At 48.5% G+C, this 24,862-nt stretch carries 27 protein-coding genes; 23 read left to right on the plus strand and 4 right to left on the minus strand.

Going from position 1 to position 24,862, the window contains the following annotated elements:
- Window positions 1-251 precede the first annotated feature (251 nt).
- Complete coding sequence (locus tag AOA63_RS04585) at window positions 252-791, minus strand: NUDIX hydrolase (protein WP_028962315.1); 540 nt, start codon at window positions 789-791, stop codon at window positions 252-254.
- A gap of 68 nt (window positions 792-859) precedes the next feature.
- On the opposite strand from AOA63_RS04585, the gene AOA63_RS04590 reads away from it, so the two are divergent.
- The 5 genes from AOA63_RS04590 to AOA63_RS04610 all read left to right on the plus strand — a co-directional run bounded on the left by AOA63_RS04590 (window position 860) and on the right by AOA63_RS04610 (window position 4,625).
- Window positions 860-1,444: a TetR/AcrR family transcriptional regulator gene (locus tag AOA63_RS04590; RefSeq protein WP_053958599.1), complete on the plus strand. Its 585-nt coding sequence runs from the start codon at window positions 860-862 to the stop codon at window positions 1,442-1,444.
- A 50-nt stretch (window positions 1,445-1,494) separates the two neighbouring features.
- Entirely contained in the window at window positions 1,495-1,776 is a 282-nt protein-coding gene (locus tag AOA63_RS04595; protein ID WP_053958600.1) for a hypothetical protein, read from the plus strand.
- 157 nt (window positions 1,777-1,933) lie between these two features.
- Entirely contained in the window at window positions 1,934-3,064 is a 1,131-nt protein-coding gene (locus AOA63_RS04600) for a citrate synthase (RefSeq protein ID WP_053958601.1), read from the plus strand.
- A gap of 432 nt (window positions 3,065-3,496) precedes the next feature.
- Window positions 3,497-3,961 (plus strand): DUF2892 domain-containing protein, encoded by a 465-nt coding sequence (locus AOA63_RS04605; RefSeq protein WP_082343743.1) that lies wholly within the window; start codon window positions 3,497-3,499, stop codon window positions 3,959-3,961.
- Between the two features lie 298 nt (window positions 3,962-4,259).
- Entirely contained in the window at window positions 4,260-4,625 is a 366-nt protein-coding gene (locus tag AOA63_RS04610) for a hypothetical protein (RefSeq protein ID WP_053958603.1), read from the plus strand.
- Between the two features lie 102 nt (window positions 4,626-4,727).
- On the opposite strand, the gene AOA63_RS19690 is transcribed toward AOA63_RS04610, so the two are convergent.
- A complete protein-coding gene (locus AOA63_RS19690) occupies window positions 4,728-4,871 on the minus strand; it encodes a hypothetical protein (RefSeq protein WP_020374638.1) in 144 nt (47 codons plus the stop codon).
- A gap of 218 nt (window positions 4,872-5,089) precedes the next feature.
- Here AOA63_RS19690 and AOA63_RS04615 point away from each other — a divergent pair, with 218 nt between their 5' ends.
- Both AOA63_RS04615 and dapF read left to right on the plus strand, forming a co-directional pair.
- Window positions 5,090-7,759 (plus strand): calcium-transporting P-type ATPase, PMR1-type, encoded by a 2,670-nt coding sequence (locus AOA63_RS04615; protein ID WP_053958604.1) that lies wholly within the window; start codon window positions 5,090-5,092, stop codon window positions 7,757-7,759.
- A 139-nt stretch (window positions 7,760-7,898) separates the two neighbouring features.
- Window positions 7,899-8,765 (plus strand): diaminopimelate epimerase, encoded by an 867-nt coding sequence (gene dapF, locus AOA63_RS04620; protein WP_242848274.1) that lies wholly within the window; start codon window positions 7,899-7,901, stop codon window positions 8,763-8,765.
- A gap of 72 nt (window positions 8,766-8,837) precedes the next feature.
- Here the strand turns inward: dapF and AOA63_RS04625 are convergent, their stop codons facing one another.
- Window positions 8,838-9,500, minus strand: a complete 663-nt coding sequence (locus tag AOA63_RS04625; protein ID WP_053958605.1) for a DedA family protein — start codon at window positions 9,498-9,500, stop codon at window positions 8,838-8,840.
- Window positions 9,501-9,923: 423 nt separating this feature from the next.
- Between AOA63_RS04625 and AOA63_RS04630 the strand changes: the two genes are divergently transcribed.
- From AOA63_RS04630 to hslO, 15 genes are all read left to right on the plus strand, one after another.
- Window positions 9,924-10,985, plus strand: coding sequence for a hypothetical protein (locus tag AOA63_RS04630; protein ID WP_053958606.1), 1,062 nt, complete (start codon window positions 9,924-9,926; stop codon window positions 10,983-10,985).
- Between the two features lie 173 nt (window positions 10,986-11,158).
- Window positions 11,159-11,464 carry an extracellular matrix/biofilm regulator RemA gene (remA, locus tag AOA63_RS04635; protein ID WP_020374643.1) on the plus strand — a complete coding sequence of 102 codons (306 nt, stop codon included), beginning with the start codon at window positions 11,159-11,161 and terminating at the stop codon, window positions 11,462-11,464.
- Window positions 11,465-11,468: 4 nt separating this feature from the next.
- On the plus strand, window positions 11,469-11,681 hold the full coding sequence (gene rpoZ, locus AOA63_RS04640; RefSeq protein WP_020374644.1) for a DNA-directed RNA polymerase subunit omega: 213 nt from the start codon (window positions 11,469-11,471) through the stop codon (window positions 11,679-11,681).
- A 3-nt stretch (window positions 11,682-11,684) separates the two neighbouring features.
- Complete coding sequence (gene coaBC, locus AOA63_RS04645; protein WP_053958607.1) at window positions 11,685-12,890, plus strand: bifunctional phosphopantothenoylcysteine decarboxylase/phosphopantothenate--cysteine ligase CoaBC; 1,206 nt, start codon at window positions 11,685-11,687, stop codon at window positions 12,888-12,890.
- Entirely contained in the window at window positions 12,883-13,314 is a 432-nt protein-coding gene (locus tag AOA63_RS04650) for a MaoC family dehydratase (protein ID WP_053958608.1), read from the plus strand. Before coaBC ends, AOA63_RS04650 begins: the two co-directional genes overlap by 8 nt.
- Window positions 13,311-15,482 carry a replication restart helicase PriA gene (gene priA / locus AOA63_RS04655; protein WP_053958609.1) on the plus strand — a complete coding sequence of 724 codons (2,172 nt, stop codon included), beginning with the start codon at window positions 13,311-13,313 and terminating at the stop codon, window positions 15,480-15,482. The genes AOA63_RS04650 and priA overlap by 4 nt, the downstream gene beginning before the upstream one ends.
- A gap of 33 nt (window positions 15,483-15,515) precedes the next feature.
- Window positions 15,516-15,998, plus strand: a complete 483-nt coding sequence (def, locus tag AOA63_RS04660) for a peptide deformylase (RefSeq protein WP_053958610.1) — start codon at window positions 15,516-15,518, stop codon at window positions 15,996-15,998.
- Window positions 15,999-16,000: 2 nt separating this feature from the next.
- Entirely contained in the window at window positions 16,001-16,918 is a 918-nt protein-coding gene (fmt, locus tag AOA63_RS04665; RefSeq protein ID WP_053958611.1) for a methionyl-tRNA formyltransferase, read from the plus strand.
- Window positions 16,915-18,222 (plus strand): 16S rRNA (cytosine(967)-C(5))-methyltransferase RsmB, encoded by a 1,308-nt coding sequence (gene rsmB, locus AOA63_RS04670; protein WP_053958612.1) that lies wholly within the window; start codon window positions 16,915-16,917, stop codon window positions 18,220-18,222. The genes fmt and rsmB overlap by 4 nt, the downstream gene beginning before the upstream one ends.
- Before the next feature lie 11 nt (window positions 18,223-18,233).
- Window positions 18,234-19,289: a 23S rRNA (adenine(2503)-C(2))-methyltransferase RlmN gene (gene rlmN / locus AOA63_RS04675; RefSeq protein ID WP_082343744.1), complete on the plus strand. Its 1,056-nt coding sequence runs from the start codon at window positions 18,234-18,236 to the stop codon at window positions 19,287-19,289.
- A complete protein-coding gene (locus AOA63_RS04680) occupies window positions 19,286-20,023 on the plus strand; it encodes a protein phosphatase 2C domain-containing protein (RefSeq protein ID WP_053958613.1) in 738 nt (245 codons plus the stop codon). Before rlmN ends, AOA63_RS04680 begins: the two co-directional genes overlap by 4 nt.
- Complete coding sequence (locus tag AOA63_RS04685; protein ID WP_053958614.1) at window positions 20,001-21,896, plus strand: protein kinase domain-containing protein; 1,896 nt, start codon at window positions 20,001-20,003, stop codon at window positions 21,894-21,896. Before AOA63_RS04680 ends, AOA63_RS04685 begins: the two co-directional genes overlap by 23 nt.
- Before the next feature lie 20 nt (window positions 21,897-21,916).
- Window positions 21,917-22,774: a ribosome small subunit-dependent GTPase A gene (gene rsgA, locus AOA63_RS04690; protein WP_053958615.1), complete on the plus strand. Its 858-nt coding sequence runs from the start codon at window positions 21,917-21,919 to the stop codon at window positions 22,772-22,774.
- 215 nt (window positions 22,775-22,989) lie between these two features.
- On the plus strand, window positions 22,990-23,211 hold the full coding sequence (locus tag AOA63_RS04695) for a hypothetical protein (RefSeq protein WP_053958616.1): 222 nt from the start codon (window positions 22,990-22,992) through the stop codon (window positions 23,209-23,211).
- A 133-nt stretch (window positions 23,212-23,344) separates the two neighbouring features.
- Complete coding sequence (gene hslO, locus AOA63_RS04700; RefSeq protein ID WP_053958617.1) at window positions 23,345-24,217, plus strand: Hsp33 family molecular chaperone HslO; 873 nt, start codon at window positions 23,345-23,347, stop codon at window positions 24,215-24,217.
- Here hslO and rpmB read toward each other — a convergent pair.
- On the minus strand, window positions 24,214-24,405 hold the full coding sequence (rpmB, locus tag AOA63_RS18855; protein ID WP_082343745.1) for a 50S ribosomal protein L28: 192 nt from the start codon (window positions 24,403-24,405) through the stop codon (window positions 24,214-24,216). The genes hslO and rpmB overlap by 4 nt on opposite strands.
- Before the next feature lie 87 nt (window positions 24,406-24,492).
- Between rpmB and AOA63_RS04705 the strand changes: the two genes are divergently transcribed.
- Window positions 24,493-24,858, plus strand: a complete 366-nt coding sequence (locus AOA63_RS04705) for an Asp23/Gls24 family envelope stress response protein (RefSeq protein ID WP_053958618.1) — start codon at window positions 24,493-24,495, stop codon at window positions 24,856-24,858.
- Window positions 24,859-24,862: the final 4 nt, after the last annotated feature.

Raw genomic sequence — 24,862 nt, forward strand, 5'->3', positions numbered from 1 at the left:
CGGCGACGTTTTTTACGGGGACGAAAAGGCACAACTTTAGCATTTTTTTTGATTGGGGCAGGGCTAGGAACTTCGAAGCCGCATTGTGGACAGGTTGACTCGTCACGGCTTAGAAGACTACCGCAATGTTCACAAGTCATTATCTCCATCCCTCTCTAGACGACATCCATCCCACAACTGTGGTAGGGTAAAAGTGAAAAAACTTTTACCCTCATATTTTATCCCAAAACACAGAATTGGGGGAGATTTTTTTATCCTGGTGAACCCTGAGATGTTTGAACCGGGCGCCATCGTCCCCGTTGCAATAACCAGCCACGGGCATTAAGGAAATATACCAAGCCTAAATGGGTCTTGGCGTCCGCGGCCCGTCCTTCGATCAATAAATTGGGCACTTCGTTGACCGGAATAATTTTGACTTCGATTTCTTCTGTCGGATCCCAATTTGTTGGTCCAGGAACAGGATTCACCGTGTAATAAAGATGCACTTTGTGTCGCGACAGTCCCACGGAAGGATAGAAACGGGATAACAAGCGCATATCTCCGGCCTGATACCCTGTTTCTTCCTGTAATTCCCGACGAGCTCCTTGGACAGGTTCTTCACCCCGCCGTAATCGCCCCGCGGGCAACTCTAAAATTTTTCGCCCTAAAGCGGGTCGAAATTGTTCAACGAGAATGACCCCTTCGGGAATCTCCGCAATGACCGCACAGACATCTGGTAACACAAGATACTCGTGAATATAATGTGTGCCCCTTACCGTAACGGGCACACGTCGAATACGATTCCTTAGCAATGGACGGCTCCTCTAACGTGTATTAATTTATATTATAGCAATTGTGACTGAGGAAAGGGAAAAGAGCCATGGATGAAGGTGGCCGTAAAGAGGAGATTCTTAAGGCAGCCCAAACGATATTTAGTCAATACGGGTATCACCAAGCAACAATTCGGATGATTGCCGACCAAGCCCAATGTGCCACAGGAACCTTTTATCTGTATTTTGTCAGCAAACAGGATTGCTTTTTGGCTCTCGTGGAAAAATTATATACCCACGTTATGGAGCACATTATGCGGGCGCGCTCTGGAATAGAAAATCCTGCGGAAAAACTTAAACGTTCCTTAGAGGCTGCGGTCGATGTGTTCCGACGAGATTATGAATTGGCGCAGGTGGTTTTGGTCCGAGGTGCTGGAGCAGACCCGCTTTTTGAAGAACGCATGTGGCGAGTTCGCGAAGCCTTCAGTGAATTTATTGTCAGTGACCTCATTGAATGTGGAGTGCCGCAGCCGCAAGCCGTGATTGGCGCCCATGGTTGGGTGGGGGCGCTGGCCGAAATTGTTGGGGTATGGATTCGTCGTGATCAGGATCTGGATTTGAATGAAGCGGCTCAAGAAATTCAAAGAATTTTTTGGACGGCATGGGGATTAAATGATTTCCATTCGGCGTCTTAGCGGATACAATACGAAAAAGTAGAAAATTTGTCACAAAAGGAGACATGAGGATGGCTGTAGATATTTTATCGGTTTCCCATCTGGAGGATATATGGCTCGTGACGCTAAAAGTCTATGAGGGTGTCTACAAAAAAGATGAATACATCGTGAGGGTTGTCGATGTGCCGTTAGCGCCGACTGTCATGGACGAAGCGTCTCAAATTGCGGTAATGAAGGCGTTTGTACTGAATCAGGTGACAAAACACATGCGTCACGGTTCACTGCCGCCCACAGGTATGCAAATTGATGGCCAACATGTTTGGGAACTGAAAACCACTTCATCCTCCTTGTAGAATGTGCCTCTGTATTTTTACAGAAGATTATGAGTTTGGATGAGTTTTTACAACGAGGGATCCCGTCCGACAATACCGCCTTACAATTTACTTGCTGGGATCAAGTTTTTATAAGACGCAAACCTTTTTGAGCTATAACCAAAAGGAGGCCATGTCCATGTCGGAAGTGCAATTTAAAGAAGGCCTAGAAGATGTCGTAGCGGGAACCTCAGAAATTTGTTTCATTGACGGTAAAGAGGGACGTTTGGTTTATCGCGGATACGACGTTCGTGATTTAGCAGAACAGACGACATTCGAGGAAGTCGTCTATCTGCTCTGGGAAGGAAACCTTCCCACCCGAGAACAACTGAATAACTTTACGACGACTTTGCGATCGATGAGACCGCTCGCCAAGCCGGTCTATGATTTACTCGTCTCGGTTCCTCCTTCAACCAATCCTATGGATGCTCTACGCACAGCCGTTAGTCTAGCGGGTATTTATGATCCCGATGCCGGAGACAATTCATATGAAGCTAATCGGCGCAAGGCAATGCGTCTTGTTGCCCAAATTCCGACCATGGTCGCATCATTCGAACGCAGACGCCAAGGACGTGTACCTATTGCGCCCGATTCCCATCTCTCTTTAGCGGAAAATTTCTTATATATGCTGCATGGTCAACGACCTGAAGAATTTCCGGCTCATGTTTTTAACACGGCGTTGGTTTTACATGCTGACCATGAATTAAATGCATCGACTTTTGCTGCCCGGGTTACCGCCGCTACCTTATCCGATTTGTATTCTGCGGTCACTTCGGCTATTGGTGCCCTTAAGGGGCCTCTCCATGGTGGGGCCAATGAAGAAGTCATGGTGATGTTGCAAGAAATTGGCGAGGTTGACGGGGTTGATGCCTGGATTGAAAATGCTTTGGCGCAACATAAGAAGATTATGGGATTTGGACATCGTGTTTATAAAACAGAAGACCCGCGAGCCACAATATTACGCCAATTTTCACGCCAATTAGGAGAACAAACCGGAACGATTAAGAATTACCAAATGCTCGAGGCAATTCGCCAAACCATCCAATCCAAAAAACCGTTATATCCTAATGTCGATTTTTATTCTGGTTCGGTTTACGCTGCTTTGGGCATCCCTACTGAACTCTATACGCCCGTTTTTGCGGTAAGCCGGATTGCGGGATGGACTGCTCATATTTTAGAGCAATATCGGCATAATCGCATTATTCGTCCACGGGCTGAGTATACCGGGCCGAGCCACCGGAATTTCATTCCTTTAGATGACCGTGAATAACACGGTTATAGACACACGTCTTCCAATATTTGAGTTAGTTTGTGAGTTGAGACCTCAGACCGTCAAAACAGGTCATGATCCATCTTGCTGATTATCAAGTCCTTATGATATCAAGACTCGAGCGACTCATCGTGGGCCGTTTGGCCGGATGAGTCGTTGTGATCAGCCTAACGATCGGAATTGACTCGCGGTTTGGTGTAAACTGTAGTGGCTCTCTCTTGGGTGACGTCTTCTTACGCAGATCATAAGTCTCATGCAGAACGATGTGGACAAAAACACGGAGTGTCGATAGGATTCTAGACCGTCTTTCTGCATGGCATCGTCATTGTAATCCGAATGATTGCACCGGTCCACAATTTTACAGATGTGACAACTGATTGTCGGTATGTTCTCAAACTTCTTGTCTAGACTATGAGTCAAGGAGGAGAGGATGTGGATAAACAGGTCATTATACGCTTACCCAGTACCACCGGACGTGTCAGAGCGCATACGGTTCCCACTGTCAATCAGGCTATTGATGCCCAAAGTCAGTCCAAGATGTTGAAGTGGGCCGAAATAGGGCCCCAAGCTATAACGCAACGGTTGCAGGAACTGGACCAAGAATGGGATACTGAACGGGTGCTGGAAGTAACATCATCAACATTAGTCTTGCTCGGATTATTGTTGGGATCGGGACGCAATAAAAAGTGGTTAGCCTTGTCCGCAGTTGTTGGCGGTTTTTTGTTATCGCATGCACTTGATGGATGGTGCCCACCCTTACCCGTAATCCGCCGATTTGGGATTCGAACCAACCAGGAAATAGATAGGGAAAGGCTGGCTTTGCGGGCGGTACGAGGCGATTTCGGAAAGACTTGTTCTCCACAAGAAGCATGGGCATTAGGGACCTCTGCCTCTTAAATCTAGCAACCGGCTATCACGGTGTGGTTTTCTATTTTCGACAGACTCTGTCAAAAACAAAGTAGTACAATAATAGTGCATCGTGATGATAATTCTACGTGATGCAGAAAGATACTTCAAAGGTTTTTCTGACATTAGACGGAAGAAATATCTCGTTTTACAATATGAACACAGGGCGACAATCGTCCTGAATCCTTTTGTGTGGGAATTTCGATACACGATGTACGAGCCCGTTGACGACACTCCTTAACTTAGTAGGAGTAAGGGAGAACGAGGTTTATTGATGGGAGGAATAGTAATGTCGGACATGGACATTCTTGCTATCGCGTCATTAAGTCCTAGTGAACGCGAAGCGAAAATGGGACAGTTATTTCAGCAACTGATGCCATTATCGGAATCCGAACAAGTGGCAGCTCTGCACAACTTAATTAAGGAAATGGCTGAAAAAGCTAATGATGAGCAATACAAGAACTTATGCTTGACCAACTTAAAGTTGGCTGCAGCGTTACCGGATGAAGAGTTGAAACGGTTCTTGGCTGTCCGCATGAAAGCGTCTGGCGAATTACCTAAAAATCTTGCGGAACGAGATTTAAGCCTGATGCAAGAGTCTCTTGGAGACGTTGACGCGCAAATTCGTGATAAGATTACGCGCAATATGCAGTAACGTTACATATTCGAAGAATTCAAATCGCCTAGGAACGCATCCTGTTGGGTTCCTAGGCGGTTTATTTGTGGTGATTTGGGATTTTACCCGCAATGCCATGCCTCATAGTTTGTTTCGCCAAAACGGTACGAAAGGTAAGTTTGAAGCCTTAGCATTATCCTTGGTATCAGGACGAATTTGCTGTCCATATTGTACCCAGTGATATTCTCCGGGGCGGTCCATCCAGTAGAAATGAAACTTCTTCATGATTTTTCCCTCCTGAATTTTGGCATCGTGCCTTTGCGTAAGCGATTATAACGCGCGGCACCAGGCAAAGATCTGTCGCTTCCATTGTGGCATTCATGTAAATTGGCACAATAACATGACAATTTTAGAGAATGATGGTGGAAGGATTCTGGCTACCCCGTTCCGTTCTGATCTTGTCCTCGGTCTCATAAGAATAAGGCGAAGTGGAGACAGGAGGGATGGGTGTGGCAGAAATCTGGCATACCTTAACTAGCGATGAAGCCATTATTCAACTCCGCTCAGATTCACACAGAGGGTTGAGTACAACCGAAGCGGAATCGCGGTTACAGGAAATCGGCTTGAATGCTATCCAAGAGGCAGACAAGACACCATGGTGGAGTATTTTTTTTAGTCAATTTCAAGACTTTATGGTACTCGTGTTAATCGGGGCAACAGTGGTGTCGTTTCTTCTTGGAGAAGTTGGTGACGCCGTCACCATTGTTGCTATCGTCGTCATGAATGCGATATTGGGATTTGTCCAAGAATATCGCGCGGAGAAATCCGTTGAGACCCTAAAGGCCTTGACCGCTCCGGAGGCTCGGGTTATCCGCGGAGGACAAGTTGATATGTTACCAGCTGAAGAACTGGTACCGGGAGACATTATCGAACTGGAGGCAGGCGACCGCATTCCCGCAGATTGTCGGCTTATCGAAGTGAATGGATTACAAACCGACGAAGCTCCTTTAACAGGCGAATCGCAGTCGGTTAGCAAATCGACAGAACCATTATCCCGGCCCGATATTCCCATAGCTGACCGCCGTAACATGGTGTATATGGGCACGACCGTAGCCAGAGGCCGAGCCAAGGCTTTAGTGGTGGAAACTGGGATGCATACGGAAATGGGCAATATCGCTAATTTGATGCGTGAAGCGGTGGAAGATCAGACGCCGTTACAACGGCGCCTTGAACATCTCGGCAAGATTTTAGTGTATTTGTCTCTATTGATTGTCATGGTGGTTGTGGTTACGGGGTTATTTCGCGGGGAACCGCTTTACCAGATGTTTTTGACCGGGGTGAGTTTAGCTGTTGCTGCAATTCCTGAAGGACTACCTGCCATTGTGACGATTGCGCTCGCGTTAGGTGTCCAGCGTATGATTAAAGCACACGCGATCGTTCGGCGATTGCCGGCCGTGGAAACGCTGGGTTGCACAACCGTTATTTGTACCGATAAAACTGGCACCCTTACGAAAAATCAAATGACAGTGACACAGATTTGGGTCGATAACGACTTTATTGATATTCCTGACCGATCTCGAACATCACCGACCTTGCCCAAGTTGTTTACGGCGTCCGCTCTTTGTAATAATGCGTACGTTGATGAGAAGGATCCAGAAAATCCGGATAAGGCTAAAGGCGATCCCACGGAAATTGCTCTGCTTTGGGCAGCGAATCATGGTGGCATTGATTTAAGTGAATTAGCTTCAGAATATCTGCGAAAGGGAGAGATTCCTTTCGAATCAGAAAGACAACGGATGGCTGTTCTCACTGTCGACCGGCACAATCGGTATACTGTTTTCGTTAAAGGAGCCCCTGATGTGTTGTTGGGATTATGTCGGTATCTTGAACTGGATGGCCGACTGGTTCTCTTAGACAATGAGTGGCGACAGCGCATTCGTAGCATTAATGATGACATGGCAGCTCGGGCACTGAGGGTATTAGGAGTTGCCTATCGATCCACTACGGCGGAGGAACCGCAAGATCATTGGGAACGGGATTTAGTCCTCCTAGGACTCGTGGGGATGATGGATCCTCCCCGACCCGAAGCCGTGCAAGCCGTAAAAGATGCCAAACGCGCGGGATTGCGAACAGTAATGATTACAGGAGATCATCCTAAAACTGCTCGCGCTATCGGTGAAGCGATGGGCATGGTGGTTGGATCCGATGAAATCATTACCGGTCCCGAATTGGACACGTTGACGGATACTGACTTGGCTCAGCGTGTAGAAAACATCCGGATTTATGCGCGCGTATCACCGCCACACAAACTTCGCGTTGTGCGTGCATGGAAAGCCCATGGGGAAGTCGTCGCGATGACTGGAGACGGGGTAAACGATGCTCCAGCTCTTAAAGAAGCGGATATTGGGGTGGCGATGGGTAAAACGGGAACGGACGTTACGAAAGAAGCTTCGGCGATGATCTTAACTGATGATAACTTCGCGACCATTGTCCGCGCTATTGAAGAAGGACGAGCGATTTACGATAACATTCGCAAGTTTATTCGCTATTTATTGTCGTGCAATGTTGGCGAAGTTTTGGTGATGTTCTTAGCAGCATTCTTGGGATTGCCCTTACCCTTATTGCCCATCCAAATTCTCTTCGTCAATCTCGTAACAGACGGCTTACCCGCGATGGCCTTAGGCGTTGATCCGCCAAGCCCAGGTGTGATGGATCGACCACCTCGTGACCCGAATGAGAGTATTTTTGCTCGGGGACTCGGCACCAAAATTGCGTTCCGTGGTCTTTTAATTGGAGTCAGTACGTTGTTGGTGTTCATTTGGTCGCTACAATTATGGGGCATGGGATTAAGAGAAGCCAGGACTATGGCCTTAGCGACTTTAATTATGAGTCAACTCTTTCATGTATTTGATGCTCGGGCCGAGGATCGCAGCTTTTTAGAAATCGGATTGTTTTCTAATATGTGGGCCGTTTTGGCAGTGTTGTCTTCAGTGATGATGTTATTGGCGATTATCTATGTTCCGAGCCTCCGGGAACTTTTTAAGACCGATCCCTTAAGCTTATTAGATTGGGGAATAGTGGTATTGGCATCTGGGTTTATTCAATTGCTTGCTGCCGTACGTGACGTTGTCTTGAAGCCGATTCGTCATCTTGTTCACGGCTCGGTGCAGTAATTGTGTTCGAATGGTCTGTTGGGTCTATGAGCCGGCAACCAAGAACTATATAATGGGAGGAATCCAGGGTGATTGATGAACAGATTACGAGATGCTCTTCAAGCGGTTAAGTTTGAGGGAAAAAAGGAGGAGCCTTGGGGTGGGACAACTGGGACCCGTACGATTTACGAAGATGCATGGGTTAGGAAATGATTATTTATTTATTGATGTTCGGGACATGGACGAAGTGCCCGATGACGTCTGGAAAGAATATGCCATCAAGATGAGTGACCGGCATTTTGGGGTCGGGAGTGATGGGATTATTTTGATCGCGCCATCGAAAGTAGCTCCGGTCCGGATGCGGATTTTTAATGCTGATGGATCGGAATCCGAAATGTGTGGTAATGGACTGCGCGCGATGACCAAGTGGCTCTATGACCGAGGTGAATTTGATCCTTGCCAGGCCATAGAGACTGGCGCGGGCCTTTTGTATCCCGAGATCTTGAAGACCGAAGATGGTAGGGCTTCAGTTATCCGCGTTAATATGGGGGTACCTCGGCTGACACGGCAGGAGATCGGGATGGTTGGTCAACCGGAATCTACGTGTATTGACGAGCCTTTGGATCTTGATGATACCATGCTGCATATTACCTGCGTATCGATGGGGAATCCTCACGTTATTATTTTTGGACCGTTGTGGGACGAACAGACCATGGCACGCTTGGGATATGAAATAGAACATCATCCGATGTTTCCACATCGCACCAATGTGCATTCGGTGGAGATTATTGACCCCCATCATTTGCGGATGCGGCATTGGGAACGGGGGGCGGGTTTAACCTTAGCTTGCGGTACGGGAGTGTCGGCCGCTATTGTTGCAGCGGTTCTCACTGAGCGCGTAGAACGCCATGCCACCATCTCTGTTCCAGGAGGCACACTGGAAGCATCATGGGACGAACGGACGGGCGTAGTATATTTAACGGGAACAGCACAGGAAATTTGTCAAGGCGTTTTTGAATTACGATAGAATTGTGGCCCAATTACAAATCGCGGATGTCACAAGTCCGCGATTTTTTGTCAGCCATAATTACGAGACTCTTTAGGGTTTTGTGGTGTCTTGAGCATCGACATGGTCGTCTTCGGCCACTGGGGTGAGGATTTGCCGTTTCTTTTTACGGCGTTCATACCACCACCAGAGAGCAATTAGCAAAACAATTCCAATAAGGACGGGTGTCTCGTACTTTTTCGTGGCTTCGAGACCGGATACCACATGGGGACCGAGCAAGTAGCCGGCGGTGACGGCGATTAGGGGCCACATAATTGAACCCAAAATGGTGTATAAGAGAAAGCGTGGATAGGGCATTTCAAAAAGGCCTGCAGGAAACGAAATGATCATTCGCACGCCGGAGATGATGCGTCCAATGAGAACAACTTTGTCACCTTTCGTGCGAAAATAATTTTCCCAGTAGGCTAGACGTTCGGGCGTTCGAAAAACCCAGCGGAAATGCTTGAGGATAAGAGGGCGTCCTCCCAATCGGGCGATGAAATATGCCCCTGTCGCTCCTGTGGTGCTTCCGGCTGCAGCGACCAAGACGACTATGGGATAGGAAAAATGCCCTAACCATACCTCATATCCGGAGAAAAGCAAGATAATTTCTGATGGACTGGGAATTCCAATGCTTTCCACAAGCAAGACAATATATACTGCGAGATATCCCGCTTCGTTAAGCCATTGAGTCACCGTATGAACAGCAGCCAGCACAGGACAGTCTCCTCTTCAGTTTATCGAGTGGATTAGGTCATAGTATATCATGTGACGGGTAGTTCTTCCTTGATGGCGAACTCTCATTGCTGTCAATAAAGAATGGGCTGACCTTGCTGAAATAATGTTGATGATATTGATTCCCCCATGCCACAATCCGATCTTTCTTAATAACATTACGAGGATAGGATTAAAATCTAATAAATTTTTCAAGGCCATATTGTGCTGGCATCCTGTCTTTTAAGATTGCTACGGCGGATTGTGCATATGTAGCCACTCTGTGGACGAGGGTCGCACAGAGTACGTTGTATGCTGAGGGTGATGGTCCAGATTTTATGATTAGAGACGACTCCGGCATTGCGTTCGCGAACATGCCGGATATCTTGTCCAGTTCCGGGTAGAATAACCTCGGGAGGTGGCAAGATGAGGAAAACGCACATAATGACTGTGCTCAGTGCCCTGGGCGCGGTGGTCGCTGGCATTTTGGTTTATGTGACACCGGCTGCTGAAGCCCGGGGAACATTACCTCAAGAAAGTGCTCAAGAGATTGTGCAAAGAAGTTATTCAGCTGTCAGACAGGGAAACTTTGTGGAGACGTTGGGGTTGACCCATGCGCAATTTGCTGCCGAGTGGGGACCATGGGTTCACAAGATCATGGAAGATCCGGCAACGCGGCTGATTAATTTCTATGAGGCATCTCCCCAACTTTGGCGTGTCGATGCTCTCACCACGAACGGAAAGATTCTGTCGACCTTGTTAGCGAATGATGGCAAGATCCAGCTAGTGAATCCCCAATCCCACACACGAATGTTGATCAGCACAGGATTGACCGCCCCATTGCCGTGGCCGATTCAGTGGATGGTGCCAACGTTCAAACAATTACAAGAATGGAAAGTGAATGTGAGCCAGACCATGGTAGCGGGTGTGCCCTGCTATGCTGTGAATTTGGTCAATCCCCTGGTACCTGCATCCCTTACCCGGATGACCTATTTCTTTCAAGGCCGTACCGACGAACCCTTAGGTGTGGCATTGTACCGAGGCCGGCACCTTGAATTTCAGGCTAAAGCTTTGGTGTATTCATCGGGGAACCCGGGTCCGTCTGTAAAAGGGCCGGCCTTGCTTAATACCTACCCTATGACACATGTTGAGTGGTCAAAAGGATTAGATAAGCATATTGTGCCGGAACATTTTGGGCCGCTCACACAAACCCATGTTTCCAAGTGGCCGAATCAGGAGGTCGTACGATACGGCCGTGGATTGAATCAAATTATGGTGGTTGTCTCATCCATGCAATCAGCGGAAGCTCAGGCATGCCGTCGCTACCATATTCCTGTGCATGGCTATCCCGGCTTTAGCGGCATCACTGATGGTTTATGGAGTACACTATCTTTTCGTTATAGAGCCCATTGTATTAGTGTTATTGGCGATCGCCCCTTAGGGATTTTAGCCAAGTGGGCAAAATCCTCCTTTTCTCATGAATTTTGATGTCTTGTGGCATGATTGTCTTAGAACCCTGGCGTTCAGAGATGCATATAACGTGAATATGGATCTGCTTTGCCAATACGCAAAGTTAGTCTGTTACTCAGCATCTATGATATGATGAAAAACGATAACAGAGTGGGTAAGATGCTCTGCAAGCCACTTCGGGAGGCTAAGGTTTGGATATTAAACTTGTCAATATAGGGTTTGGTAATATTGTTTCTGCAAACCGAATCGTGGCAATCGTTAGTCCTGACTCGGCGCCTATTAAGCGTATTATTACCGAGGCCCGCGATCGCGGCGTGCTAATTGATGCGACTTATGGTCGGAGAACGCGCGCGGTCATTATTACGGACAGCGATCATGTCATTTTGTCGGCTGTTCAACCGGAAACGGTCGCCAATCGATTAGCCAGCCGAGAAGTGTCAGCGGTCGAAGACGAGGACGACGATGACACCGTCGAAGCAGAAGAAGAGGAGCGATAGGCACATGGATCCACGTGGATTGACAGTGAAAGAATTAACGGAACGACATGAAAGTAAATACGCGCTAGCTGTAGCAGCAGCACGCCGAGGCCGTGCCATTACCGAAGGCAGCCATCCGTTGGTTGAAAGTCATGCGAGTAAACCGGTAACCATTGCTCTAGAAGAGATTCACAAAGGACTTATTACGGTAGAAGTCCCTCCTGTCGGCATTAAATAGGATATGCGCATCATCTTAGGTGTTGGAGGCGGCATTGCCGCTTACAAAAGTTGTGAATTGGCCAGTAGCCTGGTGAAAGCCGGGCATGAGGTATTTGTGGTGATGACTGAAAGTGCGGCGCAATTTATTGGGCCGTTAACTTTTCGTGCCCTAACGGGAAATCCCGTAGGTATTCATGCCACCGATGAGCCGATGGGGCCACTGTCACATGTAAAAATGGCCCATTGGGCGGACGTGATGATTGTGGCTCCGCTAACCCAGAATTTACTTGCGCGACTATCTTTAGGTTTATCATCGGATTTGCTGACCCTTATTTTTCAAGGATTTTCTGGACCTGTGTTGGTGGCCCCAGCTATGGAAAGCGAAATGTGGCTGAGTCCCCAGACCCAGGCCCGACTCCAAGATTTAATGCAGGATCGCGCGATTACTGTGGTAGGTCCCAATATGGGACGTTTAGCCTCGGGATTAATAGGGCCCGGACGCATGGCTGAACCTGAGGAAATGCTCGAGGCTTTATGGGCATTATTCCGACCCAAGACATTACAAGGACGTTCCATATTGATAACAACGGGTCCGACGTGGGAACATTTTGATCCGGTACGAATTTTGACCAATCCGTCGACGGGAACGGTTGGAATCGTTTTGGCCCGGGAACTCAGCGCTCGTGGGGCCGAGGTTTTGGTCATTCATGGTCCACGTGTCCAGAAGCGAGCTATTAATCACGTCCACTATGAAGAAATTGTTTCAGCCCGGGATATGTTAAAGGCGGTGGAGAATCACATCGGGCACATAGATACGGTTATTGGAGCGGCAGCTGTTTCCGATTTTCGCCCCGCTCATCCCCACTTGCAGAAACAAAAAAAGAGTCAATTAAATCTTACTTGGATAATGGAAACGAATCCTGACATTATGGCCGAATTGGGAAAAAAATATCATGACACCATCATTCTCATAGGATTTGCGGCAGAAACCGATGATGTCGTGCAATCAGCACGGGATAAATTGCGGCGGAAACGTCTTGATGCCATTATTGCTAATCAGGTTGGAGCCTCCCGCGGTTTTGGACAAGGCGAATATCAGGCGGCAATCATTCGACCTGAGGATGACAATGCGGCGTTACATCATATGACCAAAGAGCAGTTGGCGAGTGAAGTGGCTGATTTATTAAGTATTCTCCGACCTAAAAAGGGGACTACGACAAATGTTTGATCGGAATTTTGAGTCGTTTAACTTAGGAGATACATACATTAGTGCTTGCCGCACGATTCAACCTGAGGATATTGATATATTTGCGGAATGGAGCGGTGACCGGTATCCCTTACATACCGACCAGGCCTATGCTGAAACGACTCGGTACGGCGAAAGAATTTTTCACGGCTTGGGCACGTTGTCGATAAGTTTTGGCCTGATTCCCTTAAAAGCCCCTGAAGTGATTGCACTGTATGGATTAGATCATGTCCGTTTTTTGCGTCCAGTGACAATCGGTACGGCTATTCATGTGCGTCTAGTCTGTACCAATCTTCGTCATCATGAGCACGGGGGATTGGTCCAAGTTCACATGACGACCGAAGATCAGGATTGGAATCCCCTAATGAGTGCAGAAATCACGATGTTAATGCGGCGACATCCATGAAAGTTGCTCATGTTATCATTGATCGAACGGCCCGTGGTTTGGACCGGGCTTGGACTTATATGGTACCGGAGGGCATGGACATCCGTGTGGGTCACCGTATTCGGGTGCCATTTGGAAAGGGAGAAACCCTGGGCATTGTCACGGCTGTGGATGAATATGCGAAACCCGATTCGGCAGTGGAAGTCGCTTTAAAACCCGTGCTCAACGTGGTGGATCCGGTGCCGGTGTTAAGTCCGGTCATGATCGAGCTAGGAATGTGGATGGCGGAGGAATATCTCTGTTTTCCCATTCAAGCGTATAAGGCTATGTTGCCCCGGAATATTCGCTTGCGATCTTTTTCGGCGGCGAAGCAAGAATTTTGCCAGGCGGTCGGGCAAAGACAGGGACGTCCATCCAAACGGCAACACTTGTGGGATGTTTTAGCCGAACGGGGTCCGATACTTAAAGAAGACTTGTTAAAGGAAATGCCGGAGATGCGTCCGGTGCTGCGCGATTTGGTTAAAGAGGGAACTGTCGTCATCACAAGGCTGGATACCGCTTCACCCTCCGCCCCTATGGTAAATGGACAAGAATCGCCCTTGACTCTTAATCAAGAACAAATGCATGCTGTGACGACGATTGTGGAAGCACCTCCTGGATCGAAATGGTTGTTAGAAGGTATTACAGGATCGGGCAAGACTGAAGTATATTTGCAAATCATTGAGACCATTGTCCAGCATGGTCAGCAGGCTCTCGTTTTGGTACCAGAAATTGCCTTGACGCCTCAGACCGTGCGCCGTTTCCAGAGTCGATTCGGGCAGGCTGTAGGATTATGGCATAGTTCCCTTACTGATTCGGAACGTGCCAAGACATGGCAAGCCGTCCGGGATGGTCAGTTAGCAATTGTCGTAGGTGTTCGTTCGGCCATTTTTTTACCCTTTCGCAATCTCGGGCTCATTGTACTTGATGAGGAACATGAAAGCACTTACAAGCAGGAGGAGCACCCCCGTTATCATACGCGAGATGTGGCATTTTGGCTTGCGGAGAAGATTGGTGCCAAAGTTGTCTTAGGCAGTGCCACACCGTCTTTAGAAACAGCTTTTTATGCCCGCCAAGGACTCATCGGCTGGATTCGTTTGACCCGGCGAATTGGCACTCGCTCCTTGCCGCCGGTCGAAATTATCGACATGCGCGAAGAATTGCAGGAGGGAAATCACTCAATTTTTAGCCGGGCATTGCAGCAGGCCCTCACCAAGGCGTTAGATCGGGGCGAACAAGGCATTTTGTTTCTCAATCGCCGCGGATATGCGAGTTTTGTGATGTGCCGCGATTGTGGTCAGGCCGTGCAATGCCCTCACTGTTCAGTGACCCTGACCTATCATCAAGACCAGAATCAACTTATGTGCCATTATTGCTTTTATACCGTCAATCCTCCCACAGTATGTCCTCATTGCGGGAGCCGGCGTATTCGCTACTTTGGGGCCGGTACAGAACGGATCGTCGAAGAAGTTATGAAACTTTGGCCCGGTACCAGAGTGTTACGGGCGGATCGTGATACCTTATCGTCTCGCCATAGTTATTACCAATTATATGATGATTTTGTGAACCGCCGGGCCGATGTATTGGTAGGCACCCAAATGATTGCTAAAGGGATGGATTTTCCTCACGTGTCCGTAGTGGGGATTGTTGCTGCCGATGTGGCCTTGCATTTGCCTGATTTTCGGCGCTCAGAGCGGACGTTCCAACTGCTTGTCCAAGCATCCGGGCGGACTGGCCGGGGAGATCTTCCGGGAATCGTGATTGTACAAGCCTATGAACCGGAGCATTTTGCGATTCAAAGTGCAGCCACTCATGGTTATGATGATTTCTACAACCAAGAGATTCAATATCGCCGGGAATTAGGATATCCGCCTTTTGGAAATCTATGGCTCTTAGAAGTCGCTGATGCTTCGGAGCAAAAAGCGAAAGAGACCATTGAACGGATTTTTGAGAAAGTCACAGAGTTGATGAACATGGGGATCGAGGTGCTAGGACCCGCACCTGCCCCCTTGCCGAAAATGCGGGGACGATTTAGATACCATATTCTATTAAAAGGAGCGAAAAACCCACGGATTATGGCCATGCTTACGGAAATTGAGCGAGACGAACTATCCTGTAGTATTACGGTGGATCCATATTATATGTTATAAATGGTGAGATATGATGACACGAGGTGACTTAATATGATGGAGATTCGTCTGGCGGGAGATGAGATCTTACGACAAATTGCTAAACCGGTCCGCAAGGTGAATAAAGAGATTCAATCACTATTAAAAGAAATGGCTGAAACCATGTACGCGGCAGACGGTATTGGATTAGCGGCCCCACAGGTTGGGATTTCCAAACGAGTTGTGGTCGCAGATGTCGGGGACGGTCTCATTGAATTGGTAAATCCACAGATTTTATACCGGGAAGGCGTTCAAAGTGGCTATGAAGGCTGCTTGTCTATTCCTGATTTAGTAGGAGAAGTCGAACGTGCTGAGAAAATTCGGGTGACAGGTCTAGATCGGCATGGGCATCAAATATGGTTGAACTGTGAAGGACTGCTCGCCCGCTGTTTGCAACATGAAATTGATCATTTGGACGGTATTCTTTTTACAGACCTCGCCTTAAAAGTGGTTCCGCGTGAATCTGTAGAGGTTGATGATGAGGTGGTGTTAGACTAGGCGTGGCACGGATATTATTTATGGGAACCCCAGAGTATGCACGGGTGATATTAGATGGGTTGCTAAGCCGCAGCGATTTGACGATTCGCGTCGTCACCAAACAAGATACCCCACAAGGTCGGCATATGCGCTTAACGCCATCTCCGGTCGCTCAACGGGCCACAGAAGTAGGGCTTGTGGTGGATAAGCCGGATCAGCTTGTTGCATACAAAGAAGCTTGGCTAAAGTGGGCTCCTGATCTCATTATTACTGCGGCGTATGGTAAAATTCTTCGGCCATGGGTTCTGACGCTGCCGCAGCAAGGAGCTTTTAATTTGCATGCCTCATTATTGCCACGGTGGCGGGGCCCGAATCCCATTGCCTGGGCGATTCGGGCGGGTGACACCATAACAGGTGTTACCTTAATGCGGATGGATCAAGGGGTCGATACGGGAGATATTGTTGCTCAACGATCCCTGGACATTACCAATGAGATGACCATGGGCCAATTAACGGATTTACTTGCGCTGCTAGCCCGTGATTTACTGCTAGAGCATTTAGATGGCTTATTGTCGGGACGGGCGAAACAAACCCCACAAGATGACAGTCAAGCCACCTACGCCGGGAAATTTGCGCCAGAAGATAGTCGGATTAATTGGCATCAACCTGCTATCGCAATTGACCGATTAATTCGAAGCATGAGCCCTGAACCCGGGGCTTATACTATGTGTCAAGGAATTCGCGTCAAAATCTTAGAAAGTGCATACGATAAGGGTACACAGCCCATAGCGACGGCGGAATTAGTGGGTAATAATTGGCATATTGGGACGGCCGATGGTGTGGTGATTATTAAACGAATCAAACCGGCTGGTCGGAAGGATATGACGCCCGGAGATTTTCAACGAGGCTTACATGTAGTAGGTAAGGTGGTGTGTCAATGACGGGGCCAGGACCTGCCCGAATCGAAGCGTTAAACGTGTTGACGCTAATCCGGGGCGGTGAGCCAGTTGCAGAGGCTTTGGCACAAAGAACACGTCTTGGACAATTGTCTCCGGCCGACCGGTCGTTGATGACCCAAATTGTCTATGGTGTCCTACGCAATCAACGGTATCTGGATGCCTGGCTTGCTCCCTTCCTGCGTGGAGAATTAGAACCCGTGGTGCGGGACATCTTGCGGATGGCTTTGTTCCAAATGGGATTTTTAGACCGAGTCCCGGCTTATGCGATTGTTGATGCAGCGGTTGAACAAACAAAAGCCGTATCTCCCAGGGCAACCGGGATGGTCAACGCCATTTTACGACGGGCACCGACTAAGAAACCGAAAAATTTACCCTTGGCCGTTGAATTTTCGCATCCTGATTGGTTAGTTCATCGATGGCAAAACCGGTTTGGCACAGAAAAAACGCGAAGGATTTTGATGGTGAATAACGAAGTGCCCCCACTGTCCTTGCGTGTTAATGTGTTAAAAACGTCACGGGAAGCTGTACTGGCAGAATTGCATCAAGAAGGAGTACGCTCTGAGCTGTCCCATTATGTACCTGAAGCCATACGGGTCTCGGGGTCCTTTTGGTTAGAAGATTTGCCAGCGTTTCAAAATGGGTTAGTGACAGTACAAGATGAAAGCAGCATGTTAGTGACATGGGTACTCGATCCACAACCTGACGAGCGCATTGTTGATTTGACAGCAGGACTCGGGGGCAAAACCGGTCACATTTTGGAACGTACACAGGGACAGGCGAAGGTTACGGCTGTGGATCTGTCTCGGACCCGGTTGAAATTGCTTCAAGAAAATTTGACTCGTTTAGGCTTTTTTAATCATGTTACGGTGATGGAAATGGATGCCCGGCATTTTGCGGCGGGTAATGTCCATGAATTTGACCGGGTATTATTGGATGCTCCTTGCAGTAATCTTGGGGTCTTGCGTAGACGGTCGGATGCGCGCTGGAAAAAACAAGAGAATGATTTACAAGAACACAAAAATCTCCAGCAAGAACTCTTGACGGCTGCCATCACCGTTGCCAAACCAGGTGGAGTCATTGTCTACAGCACGTGTTCGGTAGAACCTGAGGAAACTATTATGGTGCTGGACCATGTTTTGGCGACACATCCCACGATACATCACGAGGATGTTCGAGAGTATTTGCCGGATCCCATTTTCGAAGAGTTTGTCGTGGATGGGAACTTGGTATTACTCCCTGGGGACTTAGGAATGGATGGATTTTTTATTGCACGTTTACGAACATGAGGTGAAATCAGTTGAAAAACCAGGGTTGGGATCTGCTGTCACTGCCCAACGACGAGATGAGTGCATGGATGAAGGCGCAAGGATTGCCTGGGTATCGCGGAACCCAGCTCTTTGAGGCATTGTGGCGGCATGGGGTTAAGAATTATGAGGAGATTACCTCATGGCCCAAAGCCTTGCGGGAGGACATGGCTAAACGGTTTCCCTTATACCGCTTACAGGCTGAGACTGTGCAGAGAGGTCATGATGGTACGCTCAAGATTCTCGGCCGTCTATATGATGGTCAACATATTGAAACCGTTGTCCTCCCGCATGATTATGGCTACAGTGTCTGTGTGTCCTCCCAAGTTGGCTGCAACATGGGCTGTAAATTTTGTGCTTCCGGCTTGTTAAAACGGACCAGGAACCTCAGCGCAGGAGAAATTTTAGACCAAGTACGTTTGGCTAATGATTTGATTACAGATCAACAGGCCCGCATTAGTCGTGTGGATTTGATGGGGATTGGCGAGCCGTTGGATAACTATGAGAATGTAATGCAGTTTATTAAAATCGCACATGATCCGGTCGGTTTCAATCTGAGCTATCGTCATTTCACAATATCGACGAGTGGTTTAGTACCTGATATTTATCGTCTGGCCCAAGAAGGGATTCCACTGACCTTAGCGGTATCATTGCATGCACCCACAGATGATTTGCGACGGCAATTGATGCCGATTAATAAGGCTTATCCGGTTCATCAACTGATTGAGGCCTGCAAAGACTATTTTCACAAAACGGGTCGCCGTGTGAGTTTCGAATATGCTTTATTAGCGGGGATTAATGACTCGAACCAACAGGCCGAGCAACTGGCGAATCTCCTGAAAGATTTTTCCTGTCACGTCAATCTTATTCCCTGGAATCCTGTTCCTGAACATCCTTTCCAACCATCCTCTAAAAAACGGGCAGAAGAATTTCAAAGAATCGTGCAGGAACGTGGAATTTCTTGTACGATACGAAAGGAAATGGGACAAGAAATTGAAGCGGCTTGTGGTCAGTTACGACGGCGTGAGGAGGAATTGTTATCACCGTGAAGACTTATGGTCGATCAGACCAAGGCCTGGTGCGCAGTGAAAATCAAGACGACTTTTTGATTCGGCCTGTTGAAGATGGGGGATTCTTGCTCGCAGTGGCTGATGGGATTGGAGGCGGCCCGGCGGGAAGTCGCGCGAGTCATATGGCTTTAGAAGCCATGGATGATGCAGTAGGGGTTAACGTCGTTGATGTTTCGCGCCTGGTGTCCGCGGTATCCTTGGCTAATCGGCGCATTTTCGAGTTGGGGCAAGGTGATACCCGGTTGGAAGGTATGGGAACAACGTTGACGGCCGCTGTATTATTTCCCGACCGTCTTCTTCTCAGTCACGTTGGGGATTCACGGGCTTATCGCATACGCCATGATCAAATTATTCGTTTGACCATGGATCATTCCGTGGCAGGTGAAATGGAACGGGCCGGTACAATTACGCCGGAAGAGGCTCAAGATCATCCCAAAAGACACGTGCTGACCAGGGCCTTAGGTCCATTTGATCGGGTGCGGATTGATGTAGCTGATATGCCGTGGTCCTATGAGGATCGCTTACTCTTATGCACAGATGGTCTAACCTCCGTCATTGCTGATGATGAAATTCTGCGCTATGCCGAACGGTATCACGGCCAAGACCTAATTGACCAACTCGTTGATGCGGCGCTCAGGCGAGGCGGCCCAGATAATATTACCGTTGTATTAGCAGAAGTAGTGCAAGACCGTGGTGAAAGCAATGGTAGGTAAGATTTTAGGTAGTCGATATGAAATCTTAGAGCGAATTGGACAAGGCGGTATGTCCTTAGTCTACCGAGCCCGTGATATTACGCTCAATCGCCTGGTTGCCGTGAAGATCCTCAAACATCAATGGGCTGAAGATGACGAAGTGGTGCATCGTTTCGATCAAGAGGCACGTGCCGCTGCTTCTTTAGTGAATCGTCATATTGTGCAAGTTTATGATGTCGGACGCGAAGATCCTGATATCCATTATATGGTTATGGAATTGGTATCGGGAGAAACATTACGCAATAAACTGGATCGGGATGCGCCTTTGTCTGTCGAATGTGCTTTACGCATTGCCGACCAAGTAGCGCAAGGATTAGAAGCCGCCCATGCCCAGAAGGTCGTTCACCGGGATATCAAACCGCAAAATATTCTAATTGCGGCTGATGGTACGGTGAAAGTGACGGATTTTGGCATTGCCTATGCAGCCACATCTGGTACGCTGGTGAATACGGGTTCACTGCTCGGAACCGTACAATATTTAAGTCCCGAACAGGCTCGGGGAAAACTTGTGGGACCCCAGTCTGATCTCTATTCCTTGGGGATTGTCTTATTTGAAATGTTAACGGGCCAATTACCGTTCGAAGCGGATAGCCCTATTGGTGTCGCCATTAAGCATCTTCAAGACGAAGCCCCTGATGTGACCACCTTGCGCCCAGATATTCCTCAGCCGGTGGCAAAGATTGTTCAGCGCGCATTATCAAAGGATCCCGCTGAACGGTATCAAAGTGCCAAAGCCATGCAACAAGACATTCAACGTGCCTTGCATGGGGAAGAGACAGCAATGCCAGAAGTCGCGACCAAACAACCAGGAATTGAACCACGATCGACTGATAAACGCCGGCGAAAATGGTTGCCATGGGCGATTGCTGCGCTGATTGTGGCCTTATTGGTCGGAACTGGTCTTTACGCGTTTGATCGCTGGATTTATACCCCAGCGGTAACATTACCCAATGTTAAGGGAGAGCCCCTGAGTACGGCTCGGGCTAAGCTGGGGAAACTTGGTTTGACGGTAACAGTAGGGGGAAAGGCGCCGTCCTCGCATCTTCCCAAGGACTACATCTTGAACGAGATTCCGGCAGCAGGAACCCAGGTTAAAGCAGGGCAAAGTGTCGAAGTGATTTTATCAACCGGCCCTCAGCAAGTGCTGGTTCCCGATGTTAAAGGCGAAGATGTTTTTCAGGCGGTGCAAAACCTTAAGACGGAGGGGCTTACGGCCATAACGAAGCATCTCAAGAGTCACGCTGCCAAAGGGCAGGTGATTCGGCAGAGCCCTGCCCCTGGTACTAATTTGGCACAGGGACAGCCTGTGACCATTTGGGTGTCGGATGGACCGCCAACCAGTAAGGAAATCATGCCGGATTTGGAAGGATTATCTGTTTCCCAAGCAGCTAGTTTGCTCATTGGGATGAATATTTCTGTCGGCACACCCACATCAAGTTATAGCACGGAACCTGTGAATACGATTATTGATCAAAATCCTGAGCCGTATTCTTCACTGTCGAATGTGAGCCAAGTAAATGTCACAGTCTCCGAAGGACCAAGTCCTCAAAGTGCCAACCTGCCAAAAAACGTCACCGTGGCGACATGGCAAATTCCGAATAATGCACCGCCTAAGTCGCTCTTGAAAGTAGTGGTTACAGACAGTGCTGGCAACGAGGAGGTCATTTATCAGCAGGTGGATCCGGGCCAGCAAATTCAAATTCCGGTAACGTGGTATGGGACGCGCGGCCAATTGTTGGTATTTCTCAATGGGCAAGCACAAGCACCCCAGCCACTAACCGCAAACGGTAATACGACGAGTCCCGCTGTCGGGACAAGTACACCTCCCTCATAAGGAAAAAGGAGTCGTGACGTGTGCAGGGATTAGTCGTGTTGTTAGAGGCGAATCGTCCCACGGTGGAAACGGATGACGGACAACGGTTTTTGTGCTATTTACGAGGAAAAATTAAACGGGATGCTGGCCGTATTTTGGTCGGAGACCGGGTGGAGATCATGCCGACGGATCCGGGTGAGGCGATTATTACCAAAGTTTTGCCCCGGTCCCATTCACTCTTTCGTCCTCCTGTGGCTAATGTATCCGGGCTATTTGTCATTTTCAGCTTTACAGAACCCCGGGGCAGTTTGGAATTGCTGGATAAACGATTGGTGATGGCGCACATTTTAAATGTGGAAGCGGAAATTGTGGTAACGAAAACTGACTTAGTCGACAATCCCGAGAAATTAACCCGGTTTATGACGCTGTATCAAAATATTGGATACAGGGTTTGGGCTACGAGCGTGACAACGGGCGAAGGAATTCCGGCATTTTTGGAGGCACCCCGGACGGGAATATGGGTTATGGTGGGCGAGAGTGGAGCGGGCAAATCGTCCCTGGCTAAAGCGCTGTTACCGCATGAAGACCTCTCTATTCAAGGATTAAGTCGAATTGGTCGCGGCCAACAAACTACGCGTTGGGTCCGTCTTTTGAAGACTCGGCAATTCTGGTTAGCGGATACTCCTGGCTATACCGCCTTAGATATGTCAGTTAAGGATCCGCAATTAATTCGGCAAGCGTTCTGGGAGTGGGATAACGCCTCCTGCCGTTTTCCTGGATGCTTTCATATTGACGAGCCTGGTTGTGATGTATTGCCGAAAGTGAGGCAAGGGATCTATGATCCTCTGCGTTATGAGCATTACCGCCTCATTCTTAGCCAATGGGTTAAACGGTATTAAGGCTGGATTAATTTACCAGGCCATAGACAGCCTACAATCTTGCAAAGATGACGACTCACTTATTCACCTTCTCGCATATCATGAAATGAGGCGCAAGACCTTCCTTATGATGTTCCATTGCATTCGACGACTCACCTTTTCGACATGACGGGTTCATGCACCATTTGCGGAGGATTCCGTACCATGGTGAATGATCCGTGAAGGAGGTGAGAAGGATGAGATATCGTCGTTATGCAATGGGGTCCCGACAGACATTGACGCGCCGATTAACAGGGGCTGGTTTATCATTGGCCGGTGGCATTATTGTTATCAAAGTGTTTCCTTTATGGATTTGGCCAGTCTTTGTGGGTTTATGGATGTTTTGGGCCGGGCTCGGGCCGGTATTAGTAGGAATTGGGCTCATTTGGTTAGGATGGAAGCTGTTATCTGGGTGGTAAAGACAGGGCACAATGAGAAAGGACGGATGACAATGCAGGTTCAAGTAGTGAAAGTTCCCCGATTTGTTGGCAAAATCCTACAAGTGGTGTTAAGCTTTTGGGCTAAAGAAAAGAAATCATAACTGAGGTGATTATGACGGATTATCGACGTAAGGCGACGGCAGCCGATGGCACCATGCGAATCATTGTAGCAAACACGAAAGATACCGCGCTACAAGTTCAGCGTGTCCACCAAGCCTCCCCTGTGGCTGCCGCCGCCATGGGGCGGCTGTTAACAGCGGCAGCCCTTTTGGCCGCCGATTTTAAAGATGCAGCACTCGTTAAAGTGGAAGTAGATGGTGGGGGGCCATTAGGACGGGTTATTGCGGAAGCCCGGACTGGCGGCCGGGTGCGGGCACGCGCTGAACATCCTCATGTGACATTGCCACTGCGAAGTGATGGCAAATTAGCGGTCGGACAAGCTGTTGGCAGCGATGGCGTGTTTAAAGTGACGCGCGAGGAGCATAATGGCGTAATTTATCAGGGGCAAGTGGAATTGTTGAGCGGGGAAATTGGTCAAGATTTCGCCCAGTATTATACGCTTTCTGAACAGATTCCTAGCGCTGTGGCTTTGGGTGTTCTGATCGGCACGGATTCTTTTGTTCAAGCTGCTGGCGGTCTCGTTGTCCAGGCCTTGCCGGGTAGTGAGCCCTATATTGATGGTGTGAGTACGCGCTTTTCCCATTTGGACCACCTTAGCCACCGATTAGCAGAGGGGGAAATCCTTGAACAACTCGCTGAAGAGGTCATGGGTATTACTCTTCATTGGTACGATCCCGAGCCGATTTACTATCAGTGTGAGTGTAGCAAAACCCGGAGTCTGGAAATTTTATCCAGTTTACCCCGGGGTGAAATTGAAGAACTTGTAAAAGATCAGGGGGCAGAAGTTGTCTGCCATTATTGCCACACCGCTTATCAATTTTCCCAAAGTGATATTGAGAAATTGCTGGACCGGGCGATAGATTAGATTGCTCGGTCTACGCGTCCGGAGCGTAAGCAGCGTGTGCACACATAAATCCGTTGGACTTTACCATTAACCCGAGCACGAACGTGTTGGATATTGGGTTTCCATACCCGTCGCGTCTTATGATGGGAATGGCTAACGTTATTTCCATGTACGGTATGCTTCCCGCAAACCTCACAGCGATACGCCATTACGGAACCTCCTCGATGCCATGACATTCCTTGCTATGGTAACATAGGGACAAGTGAACTGCAAGAACAAAACGAGGAGGCTAAGCCATGGAAAGACGCACCGAATATGGGACGTTAGCGATTAACGATGAGGTGCTTGCAGCCATTGTTCAATCGGCTGTTCTTGAGATGCCTGGAGTTGCCGATGTGGGGACGTTTGGCTTGGGAGAGGGTCTTACCGAGTTGATCAAAAAAGACACGGCAACACGGGGAGTAACCTTTCAAGACACGGATCAAGGACTCGTTGTAGAAATTGCCGTGGTCGTGGACTATGGAGAACGCATTCCCGTGCTGGGACGCCGAATTGTAAACCGGATTAGCCAAGCCTTATCCGATGCGGTTTCGATTCGCCCGGCTAAAGTTGTGGTCGAAGTGCAAGGCATTCGCTCCGGTACTCCCGAGTCTACCCATTAAAAGG

Origin of the sequence: Sulfobacillus thermosulfidooxidans, from assembly GCF_001280565.1 — a bacterium.
GTDB classification, from domain to species: Bacteria; Bacillota; Sulfobacillia; order Sulfobacillales; family Sulfobacillaceae; genus Sulfobacillus; species Sulfobacillus thermosulfidooxidans_A.